General features: G+C 69.7%; 13 protein-coding genes and 1 pseudogene. 2 read left to right on the forward strand and 12 right to left on the reverse strand.

The genetic code is table 11. From position 1 onward, the window contains the following. Nucleotides 1–37: 37 nt before the first annotated feature. The 9 genes and pseudogenes from BXA11_RS24180 to BXA11_RS24215 form a co-directional block, all read right to left on the reverse strand. The gene (locus tag BXA11_RS24180; protein WP_030511321.1) at nucleotides 38–1030 is read right to left on the reverse strand and encodes an ABC transporter ATP-binding protein; all 993 of its coding nucleotides are present in this window, start codon (nucleotides 1028–1030) and stop codon (nucleotides 38–40) included. Next, entirely contained in the window at nucleotides 1027–2019 is a 993-nt protein-coding gene (locus BXA11_RS24185; protein ID WP_204053828.1) for an ABC transporter ATP-binding protein, read from the reverse strand. The genes BXA11_RS24180 and BXA11_RS24185 overlap by 4 nt, the downstream gene beginning before the upstream one ends. Next, nucleotides 2016–2879: an ABC transporter permease gene (locus BXA11_RS24190; protein WP_076438107.1), complete on the reverse strand. Its 864-nt coding sequence runs from the start codon at nucleotides 2877–2879 to the stop codon at nucleotides 2016–2018. Before BXA11_RS24190 ends, BXA11_RS24185 begins: the two co-directional genes overlap by 4 nt. After that, nucleotides 2876–3835, reverse strand: coding sequence for an ABC transporter permease (locus tag BXA11_RS24195; protein WP_030511324.1), 960 nt, complete (start codon nucleotides 3833–3835; stop codon nucleotides 2876–2878). Before BXA11_RS24195 ends, BXA11_RS24190 begins: the two co-directional genes overlap by 4 nt. After that, nucleotides 3832–4623 (reverse strand): FadR/GntR family transcriptional regulator, encoded by a 792-nt coding sequence (locus tag BXA11_RS24200; protein ID WP_051762461.1) that lies wholly within the window; start codon nucleotides 4621–4623, stop codon nucleotides 3832–3834. The genes BXA11_RS24195 and BXA11_RS24200 overlap by 4 nt, the downstream gene beginning before the upstream one ends. Beyond that, entirely contained in the window at nucleotides 4620–5882 is a 1263-nt protein-coding gene (locus tag BXA11_RS24205; protein ID WP_083744540.1) for an ArgE/DapE family deacylase, read from the reverse strand. The genes BXA11_RS24200 and BXA11_RS24205 overlap by 4 nt, the downstream gene beginning before the upstream one ends. A gap of 219 nt (nucleotides 5883–6101) precedes the next feature. Beyond that, nucleotides 6102–6251, reverse strand: a pseudogene (locus tag BXA11_RS44785) (IS701 family transposase); the annotation flags it as partial. Nucleotides 6252–6458: 207 nt separating this feature from the next. Beyond that, complete coding sequence (locus BXA11_RS43290; RefSeq protein WP_159454835.1) at nucleotides 6459–6629, reverse strand: hypothetical protein; 171 nt, start codon at nucleotides 6627–6629, stop codon at nucleotides 6459–6461. 214 nt (nucleotides 6630–6843) lie between these two features. Then, nucleotides 6844–9084, reverse strand: coding sequence for a CBM35 domain-containing protein (locus BXA11_RS24215; protein WP_143734485.1), 2241 nt, complete (start codon nucleotides 9082–9084; stop codon nucleotides 6844–6846). Nucleotides 9085–9921: 837 nt separating this feature from the next. Between BXA11_RS24215 and BXA11_RS24220 the strand changes: the two genes are divergently transcribed. Then, nucleotides 9922–10491, forward strand: a complete 570-nt coding sequence (locus tag BXA11_RS24220) for a CPBP family intramembrane glutamic endopeptidase (protein ID WP_076438113.1) — start codon at nucleotides 9922–9924, stop codon at nucleotides 10489–10491. Here the strand turns inward: BXA11_RS24220 and pflA are convergent. The 3 genes from pflA to BXA11_RS24235 all read right to left on the reverse strand — a co-directional run bounded on the left by pflA (nucleotide 10418) and on the right by BXA11_RS24235 (nucleotide 14084). Next, a complete protein-coding gene (gene pflA, locus BXA11_RS24225; protein ID WP_083744543.1) occupies nucleotides 10418–11203 on the reverse strand; it encodes a pyruvate formate-lyase-activating protein in 786 nt (261 codons plus the stop codon). The genes BXA11_RS24220 and pflA overlap by 74 nt on opposite strands. Further along, a complete protein-coding gene (gene pflB, locus BXA11_RS24230) occupies nucleotides 11203–13476 on the reverse strand; it encodes a formate C-acetyltransferase (protein WP_076438115.1) in 2274 nt (757 codons plus the stop codon). Before pflB ends, pflA begins: the two co-directional genes overlap by 1 nt. 185 nt (nucleotides 13477–13661) lie before the next feature. Beyond that, on the reverse strand, nucleotides 13662–14084 hold the full coding sequence (locus tag BXA11_RS24235) for an Hsp20/alpha crystallin family protein (protein ID WP_076438118.1): 423 nt from the start codon (nucleotides 14082–14084) through the stop codon (nucleotides 13662–13664). A gap of 255 nt (nucleotides 14085–14339) precedes the next feature. Between BXA11_RS24235 and BXA11_RS24240 the strand changes: the two genes are divergently transcribed. Continuing rightward, nucleotides 14340–15563: an MFS transporter gene (locus tag BXA11_RS24240; protein WP_076438120.1), complete on the forward strand. Its 1224-nt coding sequence runs from the start codon at nucleotides 14340–14342 to the stop codon at nucleotides 15561–15563. Nucleotides 15564–15565: the final 2 nt, after the last annotated feature.

The raw sequence follows: 15565 nt of genomic DNA on the forward strand, positions 1-15565 counted from the left end.
ACCTCCGAGATCAGTTCTGTTGTGGAGTCGGGTCGTGCTACGGCCGGGCCGGCAGCACGACGGGGCATGCGACGCGGTGGGGGGTGTGGCCGGTGCTGTTGAGCGCCTCGACGGGCGTGAGGGCGGGAAGTTCCCGCGAGCACGAGTCCACCCGTCGCGGGCAGCGGGGATGGAACCTGCACCCCGACGGCGGGTCGATCGGGCTGGGAATGTCGCCGGACAGCGGGACGTGGACGAGCCGCGCGTCCGGCTCGGGAACCGGGACAGCGTCCAGCAGCGCCCGGGTGTACGGGTGCACCGGACCGGCGAACAGGTCGGCCCGATCCGCGGTCTCCACGATCTTCCCGAGGTACATCACGCTGACTTCATTGCTGACGTGCTCGACGACGCTGAGGTCGTGGCTGACGAACAGGAAGGCCACGCCGAGGTCGCGCTGCAGCCGCGCCATCAGATTGAGGATCTGGGCCTGCACGCTGACGTCGAGGGCACTCACCGGTTCGTCGGCCACGATGAGGTCAGGGCCGCTGGCCAGCGCCGCGGCGATTCCCACCCGCTGCCGCTGGCCGCCGGACAGTTGCACGGGGTGCCGGTCCGCGTGGTCGGGCGACAACCCCACCAGGTCGAGTAGTTCGCGGACCCGGCGCTCCCGATCGAGCGGCGACCCGACGCCGAAGGCGTCCAGCGACTCGCGCACGCTGCGGCCGACCGTCCACCGCGGGTCCAGGCTGCCGAGCGGATCTTGGAAGACCGGCTGGATGCGCCGGCGAATGTCGCGCAGCGCGCTGCCCCGCAATCCGACGATCTCCGTGCCGTCGAAGACCACCGAGCCGTCGTCCGGCCGCTGCAGGCCGAGAACACAGCGGGCCAGCGTGCTCTTCCCGCTGCCCGACTCACCGACCAGCCCGTGGGTATGGCCGCGCCGTAGGGACAGGTCGACGCCGGACAGCGCGTGCACGCGTTTGCGCCGTAGGCCCGACCCGGGGGCGGGGAAGGTGACGACGAGTCCGCGTACGTCGAGTAGTGCGGTCATGAGGCCTCCTGGGCCACAGGTGGGAGAGCGTCGTGCAGCCAGCAGGCGACTCGGCCCCCGCCCCGCGTCTCCACCACCGGCGGGGCCGCGGTGCAGCGGTCGTGGACCCGGGCGCATCGCGCCGCGAACCGGCAACCGGCGGGCGGATCAGTGAGATCGGGCACCTGGCCGAGGATGACGGGAAGATCTCCGGATTGGTGGTGGGCGGCCGGCTGCGAGTCGAGCAGCGCCCGGGTGTACGGGTGCAGCGGGTCGGCGAAGACGTCGCGGACCGTCCCCTGCTCCACGACCTGTCCGGCATACATCACGGCGATGCGGTCGCAGACCTGGGCGACGACGCCGAGGTCGTGCGTGATCAGCAGCACTCCGGTGCCCGTGCGGACGGTGAGGTCGCGTAGCAGGTGCAGGATCTGGGCCTGGATGGTCACGTCGAGGGCGGTGGTCGGTTCATCGGCGATGAGCACCGAGGGATCGTTGGCGAGAGCCGCGGCGATCACTACGCGCTGCTTCATACCGCCGGAGAACCGGTGGGGCGGGTCGGAGTACCTGGCGCCGGGATCCGGGATGCCCACGGCGCGCAGCAACTCGACGGCCCGCTCGCGCGCTTCGCGCCGGCCGATGTCGCGATGGTTGCGGATGGCCTCGGCGACCTGGGCCCCCACCGCGAATGTCGGGTCGAGGCTGGCCGAGGGGTCCTGACTGACCAGGGCGATGTCGTTGCCGCGTACCCGGCGATACTCCTCGGCGGTGAGACCGCGCAGATCCCGGCCGTCCAGCAGCACCTGGCCGGACAGTTGTGACCCGCTGGGCAGCAGGCCCATGACGGCTCCGCCGAGCGTGGACTTGCCGCAGCCCGACTCTCCCACCAGGCCGACGATCTCCCCGGAGCCGACGGAAAGCGTGACCCCGCCCACGGCCTCCACCCAGCGACCTCCGGTCACCGGGATGCGCACCCGCACGTCGTCGATCTGAAGCATGGCGCGGTTCACGAGACCATCCCCTGCGGGTCGAGGCGGTGACGCAGCCCGTCACCGAGCAGATTGAAGGCGAGGACGATGACCGCGATGGCCAGTCCGGGGAAGATCTCGACCCAGGGCGCCTGCGTGAGCACGTCGCGGCCTTCGGAGAGCATGAGCCCGAGCGACGGGGTGGGCGGCTGTGTGCCAAGGCCAAGGAAGCTCAACGAAGCCTCGATCTGGACCGCGAACCCTGCCAGGATCGCCGCCTGCACGAGCAGTGGGCCCAGCGCGTTCGGCACGACGTGGCGCCGCAGCACGGCGAGCGACGACCAGCCGCGGGCCCGACCGCCTTCGACGAAACCCGCATGCGCGACCACGAGAGACGCCGCACGCTGCACCCGTGCCAAAATCGGCAGGTAGATCAGCGCGATGGCCAGCGCCGCCACGATGCTCCCGGGCCCCACGATCGCGATGAGGGTGATCGCGAGGAGGAGCGCGGGAAGGACGAGAAGCATGTCCAGCGGGCGCGAGATGACCTGGTCGACCCATCCGCCGAAGTAGCCGGCGACCGTCCCCAGCGGCAGGGCCGCGAGGGAGGCGACGGCCACGGCCGCGAAGACGATCGCCAGGCTGGTCCGCAGGGCGTACACCGTGCGGCTGAACACGTCCCGGCCGAGCGCGTCGGCTCCGAAGGGGTGCCCCAGGTCAGGCGCGGCGAGCACGTGTGTGGGGTCGATGGCGTTGGGATCGTGCGGGGCGATCAAGGGCGCGAGGAGGGTGACGATCGCCAGCACCACGAGGATGAGCGCGCCGGCCCGCGCGGAGCGCGGCAGCCAGAAGAACGCTCTGACCATGGCGGTCACCCATGCGGGGATGCTCTTGGCCGTCATGACTTTCCCCTGTCGGACACCTGCGGGTCGATGAAGCCCACCACCAGGTCGGTGATGAGGCTGACCAGGATGAACAGCGTCGCCACCACAAGCAGCCCGGCCTGGACCACCGGGTAGTTGCGCTGGTTGATGGCCGTGACGATCAGCCGGCCGACTCCCGGGAGCGCGAAGAGCGTCTCCACGACGATCGCGCCGCCCAGCAGCACACCGAACTGGATGCCGATGACCGTGGCGATGGGCGTCGCCGCGTTACGCAGGGCGTGACGGTAAACGATGGAGCGTTCCTTGGTGCCCTTCGCCCTCAGGTAGACGATGAAGGGCCGTCCTATCACCCCCAGCATCGCCCCGCGGGTCGTCCGGATGATGTACGCCGCCTCGGCGACGGCCAGCGTGAGCACCGGAAGGATCATGTACGTGAGGTTGCCGCCGGGATCTTCGAGGAAGGGCACGTATCCCGACGGCGGCAGCCACATCATCGTGCCGGCGCACAGCAGCACGAGCATGATGCCGAGCCAGAAGTCGGGGACGCTGATCCCGAAGACCACGAAGCCCTCGGTCAGGCGGCGCGCCCACCGGCCGCCGACCGCCGCGCGGACGCCGAGCGGCACGCCGACGGCGACGGCGAGAAGCATCGACAGCAGCGTGATTTCCAAGGTGACGGGGATGCGCTGCGCGAGCAGTTCGCTGAGCGGCGCCTTGCTCACGAAGTCCTGGCCGAAATCGCCGTGCAGGACACCGGCGACCCAGTCGCGGTACTGCATCCACAACGGGTCGTCGAGGTGAAGCTGGGCCCGCACCTGCGCAATCGACTGCGGGGTGGCGCGGAAACCCAGCATGGTCCGGACCGGGTCGCCGGGAACCAGCCGGATGATCAGGAAGATGACGACGCTCATCACGAACAGCACCGGGATGGTGAGCCCGAGCCGTCGGAGCACGAAGAGCAGGCGCGGGTTCATTCGTCGGTCTCCAGGCTCGCCAGCTCCTGGACTCGCGCCACCAGGTCGCGAACCAGTTTCTCGGTCAGGCCGAAATGCTCGAGGGCGATGGCCGAGGCGCGTTCGGGGTCCTGGTCGATCACGGCGTCGGCCAGTAACCCGTGCTGCACCGCGGCGACCCGGCGGATCTCCGGCGTGTACGGCTCGGCGCCCAGGTCAAGACTGATCCTCGTACGGATCTGAGCGCTCAGGCCGACCAGGACGGAATTGTGCGTCGACTCCGCGATCGCCCGGTGCACGCGCTCGTCGGCGACGCGGGACTCCTCGCGGTCGGTGGCCGCGTGGTAGTCGTCGAGGGCTTGGGAAAGGGCCGCCACGTCGCCGTCGTTGCGACGGAGGGCCGCCGTCGCGGCGATCACCGGCTCCAAGAGCTGGCGGGCATCGAACAACGCCTCGAAGCGGGCCCAGTTGGGCATCAGGTGCCGTCGGATGAGGTCGGCCGACGACGGCCGCCAGTCCTCCAGCACGAACGAGCCGCCATTGCGGCCCCTGCGTTGCTCGATGAAGCCGCTGTCGGTCATACGGCGCAGGGCCTCACGCACGGTCGCCCGGGAGACGCCGAGCAACGACGCGAGCTCGCGCTCGGGCGGAAGCGCCTGGCCGGGCACGTACACCCCGAGGGCGACGGCGGTGACGAGACGCTCCACGATCTGTTCCGGCGCGTTGCGCACCACGATCGGCCCGGCCAGCGGGTCAGTGTTGTCACGCTGCAGCTCGTTCAGCAGCGGAGCCTCGAAGATCTCACTCATCCGCGGTGCTGCCGCTCGAACCAGTGGTGGAGGAAGCGCGCGAGCGCCTTTGCTCCGTCGACGATGCTGCTCAGCTCGACGCTCTCGTCGATCCCGTGCATGTCGTAGACCTGCGGGCCGTAGCAGAGGGCGGGGACGCCGAAGTCGTTGACGTAGAACCGGGCGTCCGTGGTGGTGCCCATGACGAACCTGCGCGGGTCGGCGCCATGCACTTCGCGATGGGCCCTGGCCATCGCGGCGATCAGCGGATGCCCGTCCGCGAGGGCGTACCCGGACGCCCGGAACCCCGAGGCCGTGACGACGGGCTTGGACGGGAACCGGCCGTCACGGGCCGCGATGTCTTCGATGGCGGCCCTGATCCGCTGCTCGGCCTCGCCGGGGGACCATGACCGTGGGAAACCCACTCGAAGCCTCAGCACGGCGTCGGTCGGCACACTGGAGTGCCAGTCACCGGCGGAGATGCCCCCGACGTTGAGGTTGTACGGGCTCGCCAGCTCGGCGAAGGCCTCGTCGGGCGCCTCCTGCGGGAGCCGTTCGCACCATTTCCGCAAACCCTCGGTGAGGACGCCGCACAGATCCACCGGATTGACGGCCATGTGGGCGGACTCGGCGTGCGCGGACCGGCCGACGACGCGCACGTCGAGCCAGATCACGCCGACCCCTCCGGTGAGGATGCCGAGGTCGGTGGGTTCGAGTACGACGGCGGCGTCGGCGAGCACCCCGGCCCGCGACGCCGACAGCGTGCCGTTGCCTGTGCACTCCTCTTCGATGGCACCCAGGAACATCAGCCGACCGGTGTCGAACCCAGGCGCCACCGTGTCGAGGGCCCGTACGGCGAGCACACCCATCGCGAAACCGCACTTCATGTCGCCCGCGCCACGGCCGTACAGCCGGCCGTCCCGCCGGGCCGGCTGGAACGGGGGGCTGCTCCACAACTCGGGTGTGTCGGCCGGCACCACGTCCAGATGGCCGTTCAGAAGAAGGGACGGGCCGTCTCCATGGCCCCGCCTTCCCAGGACGTTGGCCCGCCCGGCATAGGACGTCTGACCGACGCCGGCGAGCGGGTCCGAGACGATCTCCTCCGGGATCGGCAGGAACTCGACGTCGAAACCGGTCGCGGCGAGCTCCGCCCCGAATACGTCACAGACCTCGGCCTCGTGGCCGACCGTGCTGGGCGCCGCGACGAGGCGCTCGAGGAAAGCGAAGGCTTCCTCCGCCAAGGCATCGACAGCGCTGTCGAGAGCTTCCCCGCTGACCATGTCACCTCCAAAGGTATATGGTTCGGTCCATAGACCATAAAGAGCTGGTGCAACGCCAGTCAAGCCTGTCCGTAATTCGGGAATGTTACGTTTTCCGAGGCAGTGGGCCTGACCGAAAAGTGCAGCGCCTCCGGCCGGAAGACCCTGGGCCGGGATGATGAGAGCGCCTGCGCTGCGAACGGGGCTGGTCCTCGGTCAGGCGTGGGTAGGGGCCGCCCGGTCGTGCTCGATCCGCCGGCGGATCTTCGCCAGGCGGACCAGGTCCCGCAGCCGCGTGTCGGTGAGCAGGGTGGACAGCCAGTGATCGGTGGGCTCGCCGGCACCGGGCGGCCATTCGGCCGGCAGCCGGCACTCGGGCAGGTGGCCGTCCTCGTGGCGGGCGATGCCGCGGTGAGTTGGCGACCCTGCCCGCCGTGCCGGTGTACTGCCGGGCCACCCCGGCGAGGCGTTCCCGTCCTTGGCGTGCCCGGTGTCGTCCAGCACTCACGCCTCGGGGATGGCCAGGCCGACCGCTGCTCCCTACGGGCGAACGGGGTGAACACCTCACCCGGGAAGTCCTCAAGACGGCCACGCGCCTCAGCCGGCGCGGCCGGAGTCACCCGAGATCATCTCGAACCAACCGCCGGACGAGGAAGCCGCGTTCTCGGGCCGGTCGAACAGGTCGGAGCCGCTACTCAGCCCGGTCTCGGGCAGGATCGGGTCGGCCCGGCTGTGGTGATGGCAGGCGCCTCTGTCCGAGCGGAGCACCGTACGTGTCCAACTCGCGGGCGCAGCCCTTCCAGTCCGCATGGGCGCGATGGACGTGCCACGAGAGTCATCTTCGAGCCGATCGACTCTCCGGCATCCCGGGGCGGTTCTCTCATGTATCCGGAGCGTTAAAGCGGCAGCCCCATCCGCCACCGATGGAGCTGGGTGCCGGATGGGGCTGCCTGAACATACGACCGAGATTGCAGTCCTTGCGCTACTTGGCGGCGACCATGTGGTCGAGGTTGAACCACCCGGTGTCACCGGAACCGTAGCTGACGCTGATCGTGTTGATACCCGCCACCAACTGCACCGGAATGGTCGCGTCGGCCCAGGTGTTCCAGCTCCCGGTGAGCGGAAGTGAAATCTGGTGACGATCTCCGCCGTTTACCGACACCGATGCGCTCCGGGTGCCGGCCGGACCGTCAGGGCCGGCCGAGTAGCGGAGGTCCAGTGAGTACGTGCCCGCATCCTGGGCGACGATCTGCTGAGTCACGCTCGGCCCCCGTGCGGTGAAGCACGCGACGAAGCCCGATCCCGTATACCCGGGATGGTCCGTGGCCAGGCATGCTCCGCCGGACAGAGCTCCATCCTCAGCCTCGCAGACGTCCCCGACCTCACAGTGCAGCAACGCGTCGACGGAGTTCTTCACGGAGATGTCCTGTCCTTCCGACTTCGCCGTAGCGACCGCCGTGAACCGGTAGTTGCCTCGGGGCAGATCGGCGGAGGTCGTCATCGTGTACCGCACGACAGTGCTCTGACCGGAGGCCAGCTTGGGCACGCCTGGGCACGCCGGCGCGTGACCGTCCGCGCAGGTGATGGTGAATCCGGGGGCCGGCTGGCCGTCCGGGGTGTAGGCGGCGAGACTCGTCCGGACGTCGCGATCCATCTGCCCACCGCCGTTGGTGAACGTCACCGGGACCGTGTAGGTGCTCCCGGGCTGCACGGCGGCCGGGGCGTCGAGAGAGATCGCCTGTGGTTCGGTCCAGGACAGATAGACGCCGTAGGCGTCGTGCCGCGACTCGAAGTCGAACGGCACTGTGATGGCATCGTTCTCGACCTTGACGTCCTGGCTGAGGACGACCTGGCGCGTGTACAGGGGTGCCTGGTCAGGGATCCTGTAGACAGTTGCATGGACGAGGCCGTCGCGGACCAACCACGGCGTCGAGGACAGCCCCTTGAAGGTAACGGTCATCGGCCCGACGTATGCGCCCTGGATGTCACCGAGCAGCGCCACAGCGCGCTTCTTCGCGGGGTCCTCGGACGCGGAAATCGCGGTCGACCCGACTTGTTCGGAGGTGGAGACCAGCGTGCCGGTCAGGTCGGCATAGGTGCGCATCGCCCACCAGTTTCCGTTGGCCGCCCATCCGCTCGGGGTCTTGGTGAGCAGCCCGGTCAGGTTCGGAATGACGCAGCAGCTCCAGTTGCCGCGCATGGCGTTGGCATAGTTCGACTGAGCCAGCCGGGCGTTGTACCAGGCGGTATCTCCAGCGGTCTGGCGATCCGCGGGCTGGTACTCGTTGGCCGAGAGGGGCCGTTGGGCGATCCCGTTGGCGTCGAGTGCGTCCGATAGGGACTTGCCGACGGTGACCGGGTCGTCCACGGTCCCCTCATCGTGGTTGGTGATCTCGTCCGGGACAGTGTTCGCGGCCTTGACGTGGGCCAGGAAGGCCTGCCATTCCTCGGGGTGTCGCTCAGGGGTGTAGGCGAACGACGGGCCGGCGATTGTCGCGGCCGGGGCGATGCGCCGGATCTCGCGGTAGGCGCTGTCCCACATTTGGAAGTACTGTTCCGTGTTGACGCCCGGTCTCCAGAAGATGCTGAGGTCGGGCTCGTTCCAGATCTCGTAGGTGAACTTCTGGCCGGAAGCCTGGAGCTTGGACACAGTCGCGTCGATGAACGTGATCCAGTTGCTGCAGTCGCCGCCGGTGCACGGCCACAGCGTGTTCGCCGGAGCCCCGCCGGTCGAACCGAACACATCGCTGAGCAGGACCTGGTACTCGACCTTATGACGGGGCGGGCGCTGTAGACGCTTCGCCTCGGCGATGACCGCATCGATGTTGGCTTGGGTGCCCGGTCCGAAGGTGTACTTGTCCTTGATCCAGCCGCCCGCATACCAGCCGCCGCTGCGGAAGGCGTTGATCTTCAGCGGTTCGAGGAATTCGTCGGACGGTTGTAACCCGTCCTGCGTGATGCCGTAGAGAATGCCAAGACCCACCCCCTCAGACCGCTTCGTCTTCGCGGACAGATCGACGCTCAGCTCTTTCACGCCGGCAGAGCTGACGTTCGGGTCTGCCGCGGCGGGCTGCTGGCCGCTGACCAGCAAGGCAGCGGTGGCGAACAGTGTCCCGAGGACTGCGAGTCCCTTCCTGCCGTTCAGGCCCCGGCCCTGGCCGGGTGCCGCAGCTGTACCGTCGGGACGCCCAATGGTGACTAAGCGTTTCGGATGAGCTGACATTCTTCCTTCTTTCGCGGACGAGTCGACCCATGTCGCGGCCACGGGGTCGTGGTCAGTGCGAGTGCGGAGGCGAGGACGGCGTGCGCCGCGATCCTGCGTGCCCGCCGAGACAAGGGTGTGACCATGCGCCTTCCCGTCGGGGGGTGCGGCCGGGTCGAATCGATTCGGCGAACCGATTCGACTTGACCATAAGCGTGTCCCGACGGGATGGTCAAGAGCCGGAAATGTCCGTGATACACCTTCGCCGCGCCGCCGTCACGCGACCCCGTGGACCCAAGAGCCGCGCGGGTCCTAGGCATCCAGTGCTGTTGTTCGAGGAGGACCCGACGGGGGAGGAGCCGGGGTCGGGATCGACGAGATCGCCATCACGGCATCTGCGCGCCGGCCCAGGCGAGCGTAGTCGTCCCCGAAACTTTTCTATCATCGGCGTCGGTGCGCAATACGTGACCGAAAACCACGACCCACCCGCTCACCTTCGCCGCCGCTCCGCTGAGCCGGTCGCCGCGGGCTACGGTCCCGGCCACCGCGCCCAGGCCGGCTTCACGCGACCGGTGCCCGACGCGACCTGCATGGCCGTGCACGCCTGCTGTGCCGATGATGTCTGCGCACGTTCGGTCGAAGCAGCTTATCGAACCGGTTCGATTCCGATCACGCTGATCGGGATGGGCGTAGGAGGGGGCGGGCCGGAGGAGTTGAGAATGAGGTGAGGCTCCCGGTAAGACAGCAGGTGGCCGCCGATCTGCGGATCAGCGACCAGACCATCGACAACTGGCGCAGGCAACAGCGCATGGACGCAGGATTGGAGCCCGGCATCACCTCCAGGGACCGGCCGAGCCGGTGGCCGCCCGGCGCCGGATCGCGCTCCCCCTGGGCGTCGTGGCCGGCTCCTACGCCGTGACGGTCCTGCTGGGCCGGTCACTGCCCGAGCCGCGGATTTCGCTGATCGAGGTTCCACTGCTGTTCGCCGTGTTCCTCGTCGCCGCCGCCTGCGAGGAGGCGGGATGGACGGCGTACGCCACCGATCCGCTGTCCACCCGCTGGAGCCTGCCGGTCACCGGTGTCATCCTCGGGGTGACATGGGCGGTCTGGCACCTGATCCCGTACGCACAGGCCGGCCACGGCCCGCTGTGGATAGCGGGCCAGTGCCTGCACACGGTGGCCCTGCGGGTCGTCATCGTCTCGCTGTACCTGCGCAGCGCGAGCGTGCTCACCGCGGTCGTCTGCCATGCCGCCTCCAACGTCGGCTGGTCCCTGTTCCCCGACCACGGATCGCACTACGACCCGGTCGTCACCGGAGGCATCGCCACGGGGGTGGCCCTGCTGGTGGTGATGGTCAGACGCTGCGGACGCCGTGGGCGGCGAATTGGGCGTGTACGCGTTCCAGGAGGGCCCTGTCCGGGGGCTTGACGTCGGCCAGAGGGAAGGTGAGCCCGAGCCGGGCGTACTTGCCGGCGGCCATGCGATGGAAGGGCAGCACGTCGACCCGCTCGACGTTGCCGAGCGTCGCGACGAACCTGGCCAGGCCGTCCACGTTCTCCACGGAGTCGGTGTGGCCGGGAACCAGGACGAACCGCACCCAGACCGGGCGGCCCAGATCGGCCAATCGGCGAGCGAAGCGCAGGGTCGGCTCCAGACGTGCCCCGGTCAGCCGCCGGTAGCCCCGCGGGTCCCACGACTTGATGTCGAGCAGCACGAGGTCGGTGGCGGCCAGCAGCGCGTCGCTCGCGCGGTCCCCGAGGTAGCCGGAGGTGTCCAGCGCGGTGTGCAGGCCACTGTCACGGCAGCGGCGCAGCAGCTGGCCGGTGAAGCGGGGCTGCAGCAGCGGCTCGCCACCGCTGACCGTCACCCCGCCGCCGGCCACCGAGATGAACCGCCGGTAACGGTCCACCTCGGTCATCACCTCGTCCACGGTGACCCGGCGGCCGTCGCGCATCCGCCAGGTCTCCGGGTTGTGGCAGTACAGGCAGCGCAGCGGGCAGCCGCAGGTGAACACCACGAAGCGGGTGCCGGGTCCGTCCACGCCGACCGACAGGTCCCACGACTCGATGACGCCGGTGCCGGCCGCGGGCTCCGTCTGGCAGAGCTCGGCGGCGGCGTCGCGCAGCAGGGGCTCGCGCATCACAGCCGCCCGTGGAAGGTGCGGTCGACCACGTCCTGCTGCTGCTCGCGGGTCAGCCGGACGAAGTTGACGGCATAGCCGGAGACCCGGATGGTGAGCTGCGGGTACTTCTCGGGGTGGTCCATCGCGTCGATCAGGGTGGCCCGGTCGAGCACGTTGACGTTCATGTGGAAGCCGCCCGCGTCGAAGTAGCCGTCGAGCACGCCCACCAGGTCGGCGACCCGGTCCTCGGCCGTGCGGCCCAGCCCGTCCGGGGTCACGGTGCTGGTCAGCGAGATGCCGTCCTGCGCCTGGTCGTAGGGGAGCTTGGCCACCGACAGCGCCGAGGCGACCAGGCCGTGCCGGTCGCGGCCGTTCATCGGGTTGGCGCCGGGGGCGAACGGCGTCCCGGCTCTGCGCCCGTCGGGCGTGTTGCCGGTGTGCTTGCCGTACACCACGTTGGAGGTGATGGTGAGCACCGACTGGGTGTGCTCGGCGTCGCGGTAGGACGGGTTGCGGCGGATCTTGTCCATGAACGACCTGACGAGGTCGACGGCGATGCCGTCGGCGCGGTCGTCGTTGTTCCCGTACGCCGGGTAGTCGCCCTCGACCACGTAGTCCACGGCGAGCCCGGTCACGTCGCGGAGCACCCGGACCGTCGCGTGCTTGACGGCCGACAGGCTGTCGGCGGCCACCGACAGGCCGGCGATCCCGCAGGCGAGCGTGCGCGTGACGGGGTAGTCGTGCAGTGCCATCTCGATGCGCTCGTAGGCGTACTTGTCGTGCATGTAGTGGATGACGTTCAGCGCGTTCACGTATGTCTTCGCGAGCCAGTCCATCATCCGGTCGAAGGCCGCCGCGACCTCCTCGTAGTCGAGCACGTCGCCGGTCAGCGCGGGGTAGACGGGGCCGACCTGCTCGCCGCTGATCTCGTCCCGGCCGCCGTTGATCGCGTACAGCAGGGCCTTGGCGAGGTTGACCCGGGCGCCGAAGAACTGCATCTGCTTTCCGACGGGGGCGGCCGACACGCAGCAGGCGATGGCGGTGTCGTCACCGTGCCGCGGCCGCATCAGCTCGTCGCTCTCGTACTGGATCGAGCTGGTCTCGATGGACAGACGGGCGCAGAAGCGCTTGAACGGCTCGGGCAGCCGCGGCGACCAGAAGACCGTCAGGTTCGGCTCCGGGGCCGGACCGAGGTTGCGCAACGTCTGCAGGTAGCGGTAGCTGGTGCGGGTGACCAGCGGCCTGCCGTCCGCGCCGACGCCGCCGATCGACTCGGTCACCCAGGTCGGGTCGCCGGAGAAGAGCTGGTCGTACTCGGGGGTGCGCAGGAATCGGACGATGCGCAGCTTGATGACGAAGTCGTCGACCAGCTCCTGCGCCTCCTGCTCGGTGAGCCGTCCCTCGGCGAGGTCCCGCTCCAGGTAGACGTCCACGAACGTGGAGGTGCGGCCGAGGGACATGGCCGCTCCGTTCTGCTCCTTGACCGCGGCGAGATAGGCGAAGTAGAGCCACTGGACGGCCTCGCGCGCGGTGGCCGCGGGCCGGGAGATGTCGTGGCCGTAGGAGGCGGCCATCCGCTTCAGTTCGTCGAGGGCGCGCAGCTGCTCGGCCAGCTCCTCCCGGTCGCGGATGACCGCGTCGGTGGAGAACTCGCCGTCCAGCGTGCGCAGCTCGGCCCGCTTGGCCTCGATCAGCCGGTCCACGCCGTACAACGCGACCCGCCGGTAGTCGCCGATGATGCGTCCGCGGCCGTACGCGTCGGGGAGCCCGGTGATGATCCCCGCGCGGCGGGCCGCCCGGATCTCCGGGGTGTAGGCGTCGAAGACGCCGTCGTTGTGCGTCTTGCGATACGTGGTGAAGATCTCCTTCACCCGGGGGTCGAGCGTGTACCTGTAGGCGGCCAGGCCGTTCTCGACCATCCGCAGCCCGCCCGCCGGCATGATCGCCCGCTTCAGCGGGGCGTCGGTCTGCAGCCCGACGATCAGCTCGCGCTCGGAGTCGATGTAGCCGGGCCGGTGCGCCGTGATCGAGGAAGGCGTGGCGGTGTCCACGTCGTACACCCCGCGCCGCCGCTCCTCGGGAAACAGGTCCGACACTTCCGCCCAGACCGTGCGGGTCCGCTCGGTCGGCCCGGCGAGGAACGACTCGTCGCCCTCGTACGGGGTGTAGTTGGCCTGGATGAAGTCGCGCACGTCGACGCTCCCGCGCCAGGTCGTGCCGCGGAAGCCGCGCCACGCCACGCGGGCGGGCGCCTGCGCGTCTCCCTGACGCCTGACCTCGGTGACGGTCATCGTCTACCCCCTTCGTCGGTTCCGTCTCCACTGTGGGTCCTGGACCATCCGCCCACCGCGCGCGGAAGTCATCGACCACGGGGACCAAAGTCATCCGGGCGGTTGCGGGAGACGGGCGGGGGCCCGGCCGGCCTCCGCCCGTCCCGTCCGCCCTCCGGTGGTTGCGAGGGTGGCGTGTCTCGCGGTCAGTGCTGAACGACGATCCTGCGGTCGGCCGTCTTGTGCTCCTCCTCCAGACCGACCGAGACCTCCAGGACTCCGTCTCGGTAAACGGCCGTCACGTCCTCTTCCCTGGCCGTCGTGGGAAGCGTGACCGAGCGGGAGAACGCGCCGTAGGTGATCTCGGAGCGGCGCGGTTCCTTGGTGTCCTCGGCCTCCTTGGTCTTCTCGGCCCGGATGTGGAGCACGCCGTGCCCGACGGTGACCTCCAGATCCTTGTCGGGGTCGATGCCGGGCAGCTCCGCCCGCAGCACGTACCGGCCGTCCGCGACGAAGTCCTCCACCCGGATGATCTGGCCGAACGGCCGGAACCCGTAGACCGGGCTCTCCAGCAGCTCCAGCAGTTCAGGGAAGGGGAACCGGCCCTGGCTCCGCTCCATGAGGTTCATCGTGACCTCCTTGTCTCGATGACGACGCACCAAGCACACACCCGCCGCCTCCCCTCCGGCAGGGCCGGACGTCCCACCCAAAGGACCTCACACCACCGACCCGCTCGGGTCGTAGGTCTAGGCCCGGCGGGACCTTCGGCGCGCACGGTGACCAAGGGTCTTTCGGGTAACAGCTGAAGGACCAAAAGCCCTGACGTCCCCGCCGCCCCCACAGGAGGGTGATGGCGGAAGATCCTCTTCCCCCGGAGGAACGGTATGACAGTCGGCACGGCGGCCGCCGAGGAGACGCGCATGCGCGGCCGGGCGGTCGCGTTGGCACTGGCGACGGCAGGCTTCGCGGTGAACTTCTGGGCGTGGGCGCTGATCAGCCCGCTCAGCTCGACGTATAAGGAACTGCTCCGGCTGACGCCGTTCGAGGCGTCGGTCCTGGTCGCGATCCCGGTCATCGTCGGATCGCTGGGCCGGATCGTGCTCGGCGCGCTGACCGACCGGTACGGCGGGCGGCTGATGTTCGCGGTGGCGAGCACGCTCGGCGTGGTCCCGGTGGTCTTCCTCGCCTTCGCCGAGAGTTATCCGCCGCTGCTGGCCGGGGGGTTCGTCCTGGGCCTGACGGGGGCGACCTTCGCGATCGGTGTGCCGTTCGTCAACGCCTGGTTCCCGCCGGAGCGCCGCGGGCTGGCTCTGGGGATCTTCGGGATGGGCAACATCGGCACGGCGATCTCCGGCTTCGCCACGCCGTGGCTGGCGGACCGGTTCGGCCGTCCGACGCCGTTCCTCGTCGTCGCGGTGGCGTTGGTGGTCGTCGGGCTGGCGTTCCTGGCGTTCGGCCGTGAGGCGCCGGGCACCCGTCGTGCGACCGAACCGTTCCTCGTCAGGTTCCTGGCCGCGGGGCGGCTGCGCGTCACCCGGGAACTGGCCGCGATGTACGCGCTGACCTTCGGCGGGTTCGTGGCGTTCGGCGCCTACCTGCCGCTGTATCTGAAGGCGGTCTACGGGCTGTTCACGGCCGACGCGGCGGCTCGGGCGGCCGGGTTCGTCGTGCTGGCCACGCTCGCCCGGCCGGTGGGCGGCTGGCTGGCCGATCGCTTCGGTGGCGAGACCGTGCTCTCCGGGGCGCTCGCCGTAGCGGTGGTGTGCGCGGTCGCCGTGTCGTTCGCGCCGCCGATGGCCCTGGCCACGGCCGGTTTCCTGGCGATGGCGGCCGCGCTGGGCCTGGGCAACGGGGCGGTCTTCGCGCTGCTCGGCGGGGCCGTGCCGGCGCACGCGATCGGCAGCGCGACCGGGGTGGTCGGCGCGGTCGGCGGTCTCGGCGGTTTCCTGCCGCCGATCGTCATGGGCCTCATCTACCAGGCCACCGGTTCGTACGCGATCGGGCTCATGCTGCTGGCGGCCGTCGCGGCGGCCGCGCTGGTCTACTGCTGGTTCGTGCTGCGACCCGGCGCCCCCGCGCGGCCCGAAGCGGCCGGCGACCTCGTGTGACG

The organism is Microbispora rosea, assembly GCF_900156315.1.
GTDB lineage: Bacteria > Actinomycetota > Actinomycetes > Streptosporangiales > Streptosporangiaceae > Microbispora > Microbispora rosea.

Coding starts and splice junctions, on each gene's coding strand:
- BXA11_RS24190 (WP_076438107.1), bottom strand. CDS start 2,879: ATGACGGCCAAGAGCATCCCCGCATGGGTGACCGCCATGGTCAGAGCG.
- BXA11_RS24180 (WP_030511321.1), bottom strand. CDS start 1,030: ATGACCGCACTACTCGACGTACGCGGACTCGTCGTCACCTTCCCCGCC.
- BXA11_RS24215 (WP_143734485.1), bottom strand. CDS start 9,084: ATGTCAGCTCATCCGAAACGCTTAGTCACCATTGGGCGTCCCGACGGT.
- BXA11_RS24195 (WP_030511324.1), bottom strand. CDS start 3,835: ATGAACCCGCGCCTGCTCTTCGTGCTCCGACGGCTCGGGCTCACCATC.
- pflA (WP_083744543.1), bottom strand. CDS start 11,203: ATGCGCGAGCCCCTGCTGCGCGACGCCGCCGCCGAGCTCTGCCAGACG.
- BXA11_RS24235 (WP_076438118.1), bottom strand. CDS start 14,084: ATGAACCTCATGGAGCGGAGCCAGGGCCGGTTCCCCTTCCCTGAACTG.
- pflB (WP_076438115.1), bottom strand. CDS start 13,476: ATGACCGTCACCGAGGTCAGGCGTCAGGGAGACGCGCAGGCGCCCGCC.
- BXA11_RS24205 (WP_083744540.1), bottom strand. CDS start 5,882: ATGGTCAGCGGGGAAGCTCTCGACAGCGCTGTCGATGCCTTGGCGGAG.
- BXA11_RS24240 (WP_076438120.1), top strand. CDS start 14,340: ATGACAGTCGGCACGGCGGCCGCCGAGGAGACGCGCATGCGCGGCCGG.
- BXA11_RS24200 (WP_051762461.1), bottom strand. CDS start 4,623: ATGAGTGAGATCTTCGAGGCTCCGCTGCTGAACGAGCTGCAGCGTGAC.